Raw genomic sequence first — 11554 nt, forward strand, 5'->3', positions numbered from 1 at the left:
CTGACGTTGCCTCGTTGCTTGGGCAGACAATGCTCGACAAGGGCGAATTGCTCGGGGCTGATTTCCATGAGCAGCAGTGTCGCTCATCTGCGCCATCGGGGCAATTAGTGTTAACACGCCCTAGTCCAGCCGCTTGTGGAAGGCGCGCGCTGCGAGCCAGACAATGACCACGGCAAAAATCACCAGACCCAACAGCGGTTGCCACAGGTCGATGATGCCGCTGCCCTTCAGAAAAATGCCGCGCAGGATGGTGACGTAGTAGCGCGGATAGACGATGAGCGTGAGCGCCTGGATCGGGGTCGGCATCTGATCGATCGGGAAGGTATAGCCCGACAGCAGCGTGGTTGGCAACAGGGTCACGAGCAGGGCAATCTGACTGGCGCCGAGTTGGCTGCGGACACGTACCGAAATCAGGTAGCCGATGCCGAGGATCACCAGGCTGAATAGCGCGGTCGCGGCAAACAGGGTGAGCAAGTTGCCGCGAAAGGGCACGCCGAACCAGAACACGGCCAAGCCCAGGCAGACGGCCGCATCCACCATGCCGACGACGAAGTAGGGAATGAGCTTGCCCAGCATGACCTCCAGCGCCATCACCGGGGTGGAGATCAACTGCTCCATGGTGCCGCGTTCCCACTCACGCGCCATGGTCAGCGAGGTCAGTTGCGCGCCCACCAAGGCGAGAATGACAGCCACCACGCCCGGAATGATGAAATTGCGACTGTCGAGCGTTTCGTTGAACCAGGTACTCGACTGCAGCTCAACCTGGCCGAGCAGCGAAGGCTGCACGCCGTGCGCGGCTGCCCACTGCGTCTGGATCTGCGCATTGACCTGCGCCACCGCGCCCTGGATATAACCCAGTGCAATATTGGTGGTGTTGACATCGGTAGCATCGAATACCGCTTGCACGTTGGCGGCCCCAGTCGTGGCCAGCGTGCGCGAGAAGTTGACCGGGATGACCACCGCCGCGATGCATGCGCCACGGTTCATCGCATTGCGGATGCCGGCCTGGCTGTGCAGCACCTTGCTGATTGAAAACCAGCCGTCGGCGTGGAATGCGCTGACGATGGATCGGCTGATCTGGCTGTTTTCCTGGTCGTCAATGCACATCGGCACATGCTTGATGTCCAGGCTGACGCCATAGCCGAGCAGCCCCATCTGCATCAACGGCATGATCAGCGCGATGGCCAGACTGCGCGGATCGCGCCAGATCTGCAGCGTTTCCTTGTAGGCCATGGCCAGCAGGCGGCGCAGCTTCATGGGCGTACCCCCGCGCTGCGCGCCTCTCCGCCAAACGGGAGTTCACCTCGCTTTGGACGGCTGTGCGACGGGCTCATGCCGCATTCCTCGTGTCCTGCCCGCGAGACACAAGACGCACGAACACGTCTTCCAGGCTGGGCAGCACCTTGCGCGTCTGTCCCGCCTGGATGCCATGCCGGGTCAGAAACGCCGGCAGCGTGTCGAGGGCGAGGCCTTCTGACGCCAGCACCACATGCAACTTGTCGCCGAAGATGGCCGCTTCGACCACGCCCGGGGCACCCGTCAGCACCTTGAGGGCTACGCCCAGCGGGCTGCAGGTGACCTCGAGCAGGTCTCCACCCAGGCCATGTGCGCGCAACTCGCCAGGACTGCCCATGGCCACCAGCTTGCCGCGATCAATCAGGGCGATGCGGTTGCAGTATTCAGCCTCGTCCATGTAGTGGGTGGACACCAGGATGGTGACACCATCGCCAGCGAGCTGGTGAATCAGATCCCAGAACATGCGTCGCGCCGCGGGTTCCACGCCCGAGGTCGGCTCATCGAGGAACAGGACCGGCGGACGATGCAGGATGGCGCAGCCCAGTGCCAGGCGCTGCTTCCAGCCACCCGCGAGCGTCGCCACCAGTGCGTCGTCTTGACCCTTCAGTCCGGCCATGGACAGAGCGAATGCCATGCGTTCGGGCAGCTCGTGTCGCGGCACGTGGTAGATGCCACCGAAAAAGCGCAGGTTCTCGCGTACCGTCAGATCGTCGTAAAGCGAGAATTTCTGTGACATGTAACCGATGTGCTCGCGCACCGCTTGCGACTGACTGCCCACATCAAACCCGGCCACCGTGGCGCTGCCTGCACTGGGTGTGAGCAGGCCGCAAAACATGCGGATGGCGGTGGACTTGCCAGCACCGTTCGGTCCAATGAAACCCATCACCTCGCCGCGGGCGATGGACAAGTCAAGATGGTCTACCGCGGTGAACGTGCCGAAGCGCTTGGTCAGACCGTGTGCGGCGACTGCCGCTTGAATGGTGGCATTCATGCTTCCGGCGCCCCCAGCAATGCCACGAAGACATCCTCGATTCCCGGCTCGGTGGGTTCGATCTGCGCATCCGACACGCCTTGCGCCGCCAGCAGCATGCGCAGTTCGGGGATGCGGCGGGCGGTATCGTCCACCCGTACATGGACTCGGTCACCCATCAGCAGCACGCCCAATACGCCAGGCTGGCCTGTCAAGGCGTCCCGCAGAGCGCGCGGTTGTGCCGCGGTGATGGCCAACAGCGCGCCGGGCATGGAGGCCTTGAGCCGCGCCGGCGTGTCGCAATGGCGGATTTCACCCTCGTGGAACAGCGCCAGACGCGAACAACGTTCAGCCTCGTCCATGTAGGCGGTCGCCATGAGGATGGCCACGCCGCTTTCGCGCATGTTGTAGAGGATGGCCCAGAAGTCGCGCCGCGAAACCGGATCGACGCCCGTGGTGGGCTCGTCGAGCAGCAGCACGCGCGGCGTGTGGATCAGCGCGCAGATCAGGCCGAGTTTCTGCTTCATTCCACCCGAGAGCTGCCCGGCCAGCCTGGGCTCAAACCCCGCCAGGCCGGCAGCGTGCAACAGTTCCTGGCTGCGCGCCAAGCGCTGCTTGCGCGGCACGCCGAACAGCTCGGCATAGAAAAAAATGTTTTCGGCAATGGTCAGGTCGTCGTACAGCCCGAAGCGCTGCGGCATATAGCTCAGGTGTAGTTTGGCGGCCTCGGGCTCGGCGGCCACATCGATCCCATCGACCATGACGACGCCTGCATCCGGGCGCAGCACACCGGCGAGCATGCGCATGGTGGTGGTTTTGCCTGCGCCGTCGGGGCCGACCAGGCCGAAGATCTCGCCCGGCTCCACGCTGAATTCAATGCCGCGAACTGCATGCACCGGACCGAAGCTTTTGCTCAACGCGCGCACCTGCACGGCGAACTCGACCGCGTTCGCGCTCATTTTCCGGCAGGCAGCAAGGTGATCGAGGCTTCGGCCGGCATGCCCGGCAGCAGTTCGTGGGTTGGGTTGTCGATGTCAATACGAATGCGGTAGACCAGTGTTACCCGCTCGGCGTGGGTTTCCACCGTCTTGGGTGTGAACTCAGCCTGCGAGGCGATGAAGCCAATACGTCCGTGATAGACATGACCGGGATAGGTGTCGGTGGTCACGGCAGCCGCTTCGCCCAGGCGCACGCCGCCGAGATCCTGCTCGTTGACGTAGGCGCGCAACCAGACATGGTTCAGATCGTCGAGCGTGAAGATGGCCACGCCGGGTCCGGCCATCTCGCCCAGTTCGGCCTGCCGCACCGCGAGCACGCCGCTGAACGGCGCCTTGAGCGTGGTGTACGCCAAAGTGATACGGTCCAGCGCCACCTTGGCCTGCGCGGTTTTGAGGTTGGCCTCGGCCAAACTGATGTTGTTCGCCGCGACATTGATCAGGGCTTCGTCGCGCGCCAGCACAGCAGCCGACTGGCCCGCTGCAGTTGCGGCCAAATCGTAGGTCTGGCGCGAAACGGAACCGGATACGAGTTGCGCCGCGTCGCGCGCCAGGTCGCGCCGCTTTTCGGCCAGGTCCAGCCTGTCGCTCGTCACAGTGCTTTGTGCGGCAGCCAAGTTGCTGCGGTTGACGGACACCTGTCGGGAAGACGCGTCGAGCGCTGCCTCGTCGATGGCCAGCTGCTGCCGGTAGACGCTGTCATCGACCCGCGCCAGCACTGTGCCTGCCTGGACGAATTTCCCTTCGTCGAAAGGCAGTTCGGTGATCGTCACCTGCACATTGGTGAAGCTCAGTACGCTTTGATGCGCCTCGATATTGCCCGACACGACGATGCGATTCGGCGCCTGCGCCGGACCAAACACGAATTCGCGGGCGGGTGCCCACAGCCAGAGCAGGAGGCTGAGCACGGCCAGAACCACGACAAGTCCGGTCAATGCCAAGCGGCGACTGGACAGCATGATGGCGATTCCGCGATGTTGATTTCGCTTCAGTTGCTCGACGAACCCGACCCATGAACGATCAGCACCGGCGCCCGGGACAAGCGAGCCACCCCTTCGGCCACACTGCCCAGGAAAAAGTGGCTCAAGCCACGATAGCCATGGCTACCCAACACGACGAGATCGGCCGATACTTCCTGCGCCCGCTGCGTCAGAACTTCGGCGGGTCTGTTGCCCACCACGCCGGTTTCCAGCAAGCTGGTTGTTGCCGGCACACTGGCTTGCCGGGCCAGATCCAGGGCACGATTGAGCAAGATCTGGCCCTGCTCTCGGTAAGTGTCCAGAATATCGGGCATGGCCCAGGTCATGTCCAGAATATCGATCACATGGGCAATATGGAGCTGCGCACCTTGATCCTTGGCGAGACCAATGGCGTGTCGCAGAGCCACATCGGAGACCTGGCTGCTGTCAATGGCGACAAAAATATGGGTGTACATGGCGTTGGGCTTCGGTTTTGCAGCACGCGATGTGAAGCGGCGAATGTGTGAAGTTTGCGCGCACGGGCAGGCCTCGCCCTTGATCTGCGTCAGGCCCGCTGGTCGCAGCTCCATCCGTTGGTCACCAAGTGTCAGCGCAACAAAATGGGCTCACCCATGCCCGGGATCTGCCAGGAAAGTTGCCGGGTTTGCAGTTGTTCGCTGAAAACCTTCATGCCGCGGTCTTCGTCGCCGTGCACCAGAAATACCTTGCGCGGCTTGCCGCAGCGCGCAAGCCAGCCGAGCAACTCGGCCTGCCCGGCATGCGCGGAAAAACCGTTGATGGTGTGGATGCGGGCGCGCACCCGGATGTCTTCGTCGAACAGGCGCACATGCTTTGCACCATCGATGATCAGCCGTGCCAGCGTACCCTGCGCGGCATAGCCGACGAAGATCACGCTGGCTGCGGCGTTCCACAGATTGTGGCGCAGATGGTGGCGCACGCGCCCGCCAGTGGCCATACCAGAGCCGGCCATGATCACGGCGCCGCCGCGGATCTGGTTGATGGCCATGGACTCGGACGCATCTCGCGTCATGCGCAGCCCGGGCAGTGCGAAAGGATCGGCATCGTGCAGGCGTTGGATGAAGCTCGCCCGCATGGCCTCGGGGTAGCGTGAGAAGATTTCGGTGGCGGAAATGGCCATCGGTGAATCCAGAAACACAGCCAGGTGGCGCGGCAGCATGCCACGCTCCATGCCTTCAGACAAAGTGTTGAGGACTTCCTGCGCACGCTCCAGCGCGAAGGTGGGGATGACCACATTACCGCCGCGAACTTGTGTGTCGGTAATGGCGTCGATCAGTTCGAGGGTCGACGCGCCCCAGGGCCTGTGGTCGCGGTCGCCATACGTGGTTTCCATCACGACATAGTCGGGCGGGGCGGGCGGGGCTTGCGGGTCGTCCAGCAAGGGGCGGCCAGGATTGCCGATGTCCCCGGAAAAATACACGGTGTGGGTCGAGCCGCCGTCTTCCAGTTCGAGGAAGATCGAGGCCGAGCCGAGAATGTGCCCGGCATTCATGAAGGTGGCATGCACACCCGGGGCTACGCCCAGGCGCTGGCCATAGCTTGCCGCGCCGTCGAAAAAATCCATGCTGCGGAATGCGTCAGCCAGAGTGTAGAGCGGGCTTGGCGCATGCTCTTCCCCGCGGTGCCTGGCGTGGCGCTCGGTGCGGCGAGCGTCTTCTTCCTGCAGCCCGGCTGAGTCGGCCAGCACCAGGTGGGTCAGTTCGCGCGTGGGCGGAGTGGCGATGATGCGCCCGCGAAAGCCCCGCTTCACCAGCAGCGGGATGCGCCCGCAGTGGTCGAGGTGGGCGTGGGTGAGCAACAGCACGTCGATTGAGGCCGGGTCGAAGCCGAACTCGGCAGCATTTTCCTCGGCGAGTTCGCGCCCACCCTGGAACAGCCCGCAATCGACCAGCACGCGCGCCTGATCGGTTTCGATCAAATGGCAAGACCCGGTCACCTGCTTGGCGGCACCGTGGCAAGACAGGCGAATCATGCTCGCTCTCCCGGGATGGTCGAGGATGCTCGCGCTGCAGCGGGCGCAGACTGGCTGCAACCACGTGACGTCATTTCGAGCACACCCTGTGCCAGGTCTTCATCGAGAGGGATGATCTCGACTCCCGGGGCATCGATGCCGTCTGTCGTGTCGGCGCACACGACGCGCGCCGCACCCGCCGCGCGAATGGCGGCCAGCGCGTTGTCGGCGAACAACCCATGCACGGCCAGGCAAATCGCGGGCGGCGCGTGCTGTTCGCGCAAGTGATCCAGCGCTGCCACCAGGGTGCGGCCCGAGCTGACGATGTCGTCGATCAGCACTGGTGTGCGTCCGAGGTGCAGGTGCAGATCGGGGATGGTCGAGCGCACGTCCTCGTCACCCAACCGGGTTTTGCTCACCACCACAACCGGCGCGCCGACGCGGGCGGCAACGTCGGCCGCCCATTGCGCACTTTCGCCGTCCGGGCCGACGATCAGAGGCCGGTCCACATGGGCCTGAATCCACGCCGCCATGCGCGCAGCCGCGTGCAGCACGCGGCTGCGCAGCGCATAAATCTCCGACAGATCGTGGATGCGGTGCAGGTGTGGGTCAACCGTCAGCAGCCAGTCAAAGTGCGCCGAAAGCAGCCGAGCATACACACGCGCCGACACCGCCTCGCCGGGCATGAAGCGCCTGTCCTGCCGCAGATAGGCGAGATAGGGCGCCACCAACCCCACCTGTGTCGCGCCCAGATCGCGCAGGGTGCTGGCAGCCATCAGCAGCGGCACGGTCTTCGAGTCAGGGGCATTGAGAGTGCACACCAGCACCGCTTGGCTGCCGGGTGCCGGAGCCTGTACCTGGACGAGGTTTTCACCATCGGGAAAGCGGTGCACGTTGCAGGCAGCCACCTGCACCTCGACTCGCCCGCCCAGGGCACGGGCGATGGCAGCGGCGCGCGCTTCGTTGCCGGGCATGGGGTAGAGCGTGAGCGCTGTCATGGTTCAGTTCTCCAGATGGATGATGGCTGGGTGGCTGCGTACGAATTCCAACGCGTAATCAAGCTCACCCTGCGACTCGGCATGCAGCACGAACAGCGGCTGGCCACGCTCAGCGCGGTCTCCCAGATGCACATTGAGCCAAAGCCCGGCGGTCTTCGCGTGCGGTGCGCCAGCGAGTTTTGCCGCGCGAGCCAGCAGCCGATTGTCGATACGCGCCACCCGCCCGATGCGTTCAGCAAGCACGGGATGCTGAAATGGCGCCACGCCCGGCTCGCGAAACCCGCCCTGCGCCTGGCATATGGCCTGAAACTTGTGCCATGCACGGCCATCAGCAAGAGCGGCTGCGGCGATGTCATGCGCTGCCTGGCCTTGGGCGAGGCCGCCGAGTTCCACAACTGCGGCGGCGACTTGCAGGGCACGTTGGCGCAGATCGTCTGGTGCTCCGGGATCGTTGCGCAGCACCGCGATCACGTCGTGCGCCTCCAGCGCCGGGCCGACGCCGCAACCCACGGGCTGGCTGCCATCGGAAATCAGCCCATGCAGGGTCAGGCCGATGGCGTGAGCCGTGCGCTGCAATGCCAGCAACAGGGACTGCGCCTCGGCCTGACTGCGCACCTTGGCGGTGGGGCCTGTGGGAATGTCGATCACCACATGGGTGGAGCCTGCTGCGGCCTTTTTCGACAGCACGGAGGCAACAAGCTGACCCTCGCTATCGAGGTCGAGGGTGCGCTCGACGCGGATGAGCAGATCGTCGGCCGGGCTCATGTTCATCGCTCCGCCCCAGACCATGCAGCCGCCCTCGGTTTCGACCACGCGGCGCATCGCCTCCAGGCTCAGGTCGACGCGGGTGAATGTCTCTACCGTGTCCGCTGTGCCCGCCGGCGAGGTGATGGCGCGCGAACTGGTCTTGGGCATGATGAGCCCAAGGCTGGTGGCGATGGACACCACGATGGGCGTGGTGCGGTTGCCGGGCAAACCACCGATGCAGTGCTTGTCCACCACCACCGGCTGTGACCAGCTCATGCGGCTCCCGGCATGCACCATCGCGCGGGTGAGGCTGGTGACTTCACCCGTGTTCATGCGTCCGTCCGCGCAGGCCACCAGAAAGGCTGCGATTTCCACGTTCGACAAGCGCCCGCCGACCACCTCGCCGATGATGGCGTCAAACTGGTTTTCACTCAGGCGTTGGCCGAAAATCTTGCTACGCACATGACTCATGCTGTCGCTGGCCTGGGCGAAGCGAAAGCGCAGCACCTCGTCGCCGGTCGGCAAGAGACGCCGCCAAGCGGCTTCCGACAGCCCCACTTCGTCCGGTCCAATCAGGTTGCCTTCCGTGAGGATGTTGAGCGTGGCGATGATGGAGCGCTGCGCCCCCAGTACCTCGATGCGCGCATGCGCCTCAAAACCTTCGGCGCGTACCACCGGTGAGTCGGCGCGCAGCACGACCACTGGTTCGTGATGGGTGTCGATACCCATGCGTTTGGGGCGCAGAGAAAACGCAGCGCCAGGATCTGCCGAGGGCTGGGTTGGCGAGGAAGTAGCCGGTTCGGTCATGATTGATGCGCTCCTTCCCCGCTTGCAGGGATGGCCGGTTGAGGAAAACGCCAGTCGCGAACTTCTGGCAGATCTTCGAACCAGGTGCGAATGTGCAGGGCGTGCGCAGTCAGTTGCGCGCTGCAATGCCTGCGCAGCGCATCGGCCGTGGCATCATCGCGGCCAGCCAGATCCAGCGCCTGCGCGGCCAGGTCGAAGCGGCTGATACGGTTGCGCACGACCATGTCGAAGGGTGTGGTGGTCGTGCCTTCCTCGCGGTAACCCTCTGCCTGGAAACGCTGAGGATGAGTTCGCCGGTGCACCAACCCGTCGATCACATGCGGGTAGCCGTGGAAGGCGAACAGCACTGGGCGGTCGACGGTGAATAGCGCGTCGAACTCGGCTTCTGGCAGGCCGTCCAGGTGATCCAGCGGCGACGCCAACGCAAGCAGATTCACCACATTGACCACGCGAAATGCCAAGTCGGGTACGTGGCGGCGTAGCAAGTCTGCGGCAGCGAGCAACTCGAGCGTGGGCACGTCACCGGCTGCTGCCAGCACGACGGCGGGCTCGTCGGCCGCGCCACCTTCGGCCCAGCGCCAGCGTCCTGCCCCCGTGGCGCAGTGCGAGATTGCATCGGCCAACCCCAGCCATTGCGGCATGGGCTGCTTGCCGGCGACGATCACGTTCACGCGGTCACTGCTGGCAAAAGCATGCTGCGCGACCGCGAGCAGACAGTTGGCATCAGGTGCCAGATACACCCGCACATGGCGGTGCTTGCGATTGAGCACGTTGTCGATGAACCCCGGCCCCTGGTGGCTGTAGCCATTGTGGTCCTGCCGCCATGTGTGCGAGGTCAGCAGGATGTTCAGTGCCGGAAGTGGCCTGCGCCACGGCACTTCGGCAGCCGCCTTGAGCCACTTCACATGCTGGTTGACCATGCTGTCGACGATTGGGGCGAACGCCTCGTAGCAGGCGAACAGACCATGTCTTCCGGACAGCACATAGCCTTCGAGCCAGCCCTCGCAGCAATGCTCGGATAGCACTTCGAGCACGCGGCCTTCGGCGCTCAGGTGGTCGTCGTCTGGCCGGATGGATTGCAGCGTGCAACGCTGCGTGACCTCAAACACCGCATCCAGCCGATTCGATACCAGTTCGTCCGGACTGAACACACGCAAATTGGCGCTGCCCGCGTTGGCCCGCAGTGCATCGCGCAGCCAGGCGCCGAGTGCGCGCGTGCTCTCGGCGTCCTCAGCCCCTGGCGCGGCGACCGGCAGCGCCAGGGCGTCGAGCACGGGCAGTTGCAGGTCGATCCGCACCCGCCCGCCATCGGCATGTGGGCAGTTGCCAGGCAAAAGCCGTTCGGATGGCAAGCCGGCAAGCAAATCCGGCTGTGGGCGGCCCTGCGCGTCGAACAGTTCGTCGGGCCGGTAGCTGCGCAGCCAGGCTTCGAGCTGGGCGAGTTGGGTGCCGTCACTGCGCGCACGCGGCAGTGGCACCTGGTGAGCGCGAAAACTGCCTTCCATTGGCAAGCCGTCCACTTCGCGCGGGCCGGTCCAGCCCTTGGGGGTGCGGAGCACGAGCAGCGGCCAGTCAGGTGTGGTGCGGCCTGATCGACCACTCGAAGCGAGACCCTCGCGCCAGTCGTGCTGAATGGCGTGGATATGCGCGAGGGCCGCGTCCATCGCCCCGGCGAGCTCGGGGTGAACGGCTGCGGGGTCGTCGGCCTCCACGATCAGCACGCGCCAGCCCAGGCCGCTGAAATGCCGGTCGATTTGCGTGTCGCTCATGCGTCCGAACACCGTGGGTGCGGCGATTCGGTAACCGTTCAAGTGCAGCACCGGCAGCACCGCGCCATCGCGCACCGGGTTGATGAAGTGCAGTGACTTCCATGCGGCGGCAGCCGGGCCGGTTTCGGCCTCGCCGTCACCCACCACGGCCAGCGCCAGCAGGTCGGGGTTGTCGAACACCGCACCGACTGCATGCAGCAGCCCGTAGCCCAACTCGCCGCCTTCGTGCAGCGAACCAGGGATATGCGGCCCCACATGGCTGGCTACCCCGCCAGGGACGGAAAATTCGCGGCACAGCCTGTGCAGGCCCAATCCATCGCGGGTCAACTCCTGCCGCACTGCGCCGTAACTGCCCTCCAACCACGCATTCGCAAGTACGGCCGGTGCACCGTGCCCTGGCCCAGCCACAAACAGCGGCTGCATGCCATGCGAACGAACCGCGCGCAGCAGATGAGCGTAGAGCAGATTCAGTCCCGGACTCGTACCCCAGTGGCCGAGCAACCGCGGCTTGATGTGTGAGGACGACAAGGGCTCATGCAGCAGCACGTTGTCCAGCAGAAAAATCTGCGCGCAGGCGATGTAGTTGGTTGCCCGCCACCAGCGGTCAAGCCAGGCGACTTGGGTTCGCGCAAGTCGGGCTTTGGTTCTGCTTGCCATACCCTTTCTCCCTGCTTGGCGTCGTCAGCGAAGCGGCGTACCAGGCTATTCATTGTCTGGATCTGGCATGCCGGTCATCTGACGCACATCAATAAAGCGGCGGCGCAGTTTGCCGATGGAGCGCTTTTTTTGACCATCAAGCCTGCCGGTGCTGTGGCCGACTGTACCCATTCATTGATGTGACTGCCCACGTTTGGAGGGGGATTTTCAGGCGAGTTTCCGTTTCTCCGGAAGGTGTCCTTGTCAAAGCGTGGTCACGAACGCCTCTGGAGCCGGTCGAATCCGTGCGGCCTTGGCTGATTTGACCGTGCCGACAACCACGAAGCAAACGGCCTGCTCGTTGTCGCCAAGGCCGAACAGTGCCCG

10 protein-coding genes are annotated in these 11554 nt (G+C 64.4%); all 10 read right to left on the bottom strand.

Translation table 11 applies throughout. The features are described from left to right. Positions 1–120 precede the first annotated feature (120 nt). The gene (locus ACYCUK_RS21125; RefSeq protein ID WP_461596602.1) at positions 121–1257 is read right to left on the bottom strand and encodes an ABC transporter permease; all 1137 of its coding nucleotides are present in this window, start codon (positions 1255–1257) and stop codon (positions 121–123) included. A gap of 73 nt (positions 1258–1330) precedes the next feature. Continuing rightward, positions 1331–2287, bottom strand: coding sequence for an ABC transporter ATP-binding protein (locus ACYCUK_RS21130; protein WP_461596603.1), 957 nt, complete (start codon positions 2285–2287; stop codon positions 1331–1333). Beyond that, on the bottom strand, positions 2284–3225 hold the full coding sequence (locus ACYCUK_RS21135; protein ID WP_461596604.1) for an ABC transporter ATP-binding protein: 942 nt from the start codon (positions 3223–3225) through the stop codon (positions 2284–2286). The genes ACYCUK_RS21130 and ACYCUK_RS21135 overlap by 4 nt, the downstream gene beginning before the upstream one ends. Beyond that, the gene (locus ACYCUK_RS21140; RefSeq protein ID WP_461596605.1) at positions 3222–4220 is read right to left on the bottom strand and encodes an HlyD family secretion protein; all 999 of its coding nucleotides are present in this window, start codon (positions 4218–4220) and stop codon (positions 3222–3224) included. The genes ACYCUK_RS21135 and ACYCUK_RS21140 overlap by 4 nt, the downstream gene beginning before the upstream one ends. Before the next feature lie 29 nt (positions 4221–4249). Beyond that, positions 4250–4696, bottom strand: coding sequence for a universal stress protein (locus ACYCUK_RS21145; protein ID WP_461596606.1), 447 nt, complete (start codon positions 4694–4696; stop codon positions 4250–4252). Positions 4697–4827: 131 nt separating this feature from the next. Continuing rightward, positions 4828–6231, bottom strand: coding sequence for an MBL fold metallo-hydrolase (locus ACYCUK_RS21150; RefSeq protein WP_461596607.1), 1404 nt, complete (start codon positions 6229–6231; stop codon positions 4828–4830). Further along, entirely contained in the window at positions 6228–7208 is a 981-nt protein-coding gene (locus ACYCUK_RS21155; protein WP_461596608.1) for a ribose-phosphate diphosphokinase, read from the bottom strand. Before ACYCUK_RS21155 ends, ACYCUK_RS21150 begins: the two co-directional genes overlap by 4 nt. Positions 7209–7211: 3 nt before the next feature. Beyond that, positions 7212–8762 (bottom strand): thymidine phosphorylase family protein, encoded by a 1551-nt coding sequence (locus tag ACYCUK_RS21160; protein ID WP_461596609.1) that lies wholly within the window; start codon positions 8760–8762, stop codon positions 7212–7214. Further along, the gene (locus tag ACYCUK_RS21165; protein WP_461596610.1) at positions 8759–11188 is read right to left on the bottom strand and encodes a phosphoketolase family protein; all 2430 of its coding nucleotides are present in this window, start codon (positions 11186–11188) and stop codon (positions 8759–8761) included. Before ACYCUK_RS21165 ends, ACYCUK_RS21160 begins: the two co-directional genes overlap by 4 nt. A gap of 45 nt (positions 11189–11233) precedes the next feature. Next, a complete protein-coding gene (locus ACYCUK_RS21170) occupies positions 11234–11359 on the bottom strand; it encodes a hypothetical protein (protein WP_461596611.1) in 126 nt (41 codons plus the stop codon). Positions 11360–11554 lie beyond the last annotated feature (195 nt).

Source organism: Thiomonas sp. (assembly GCF_054608695.1).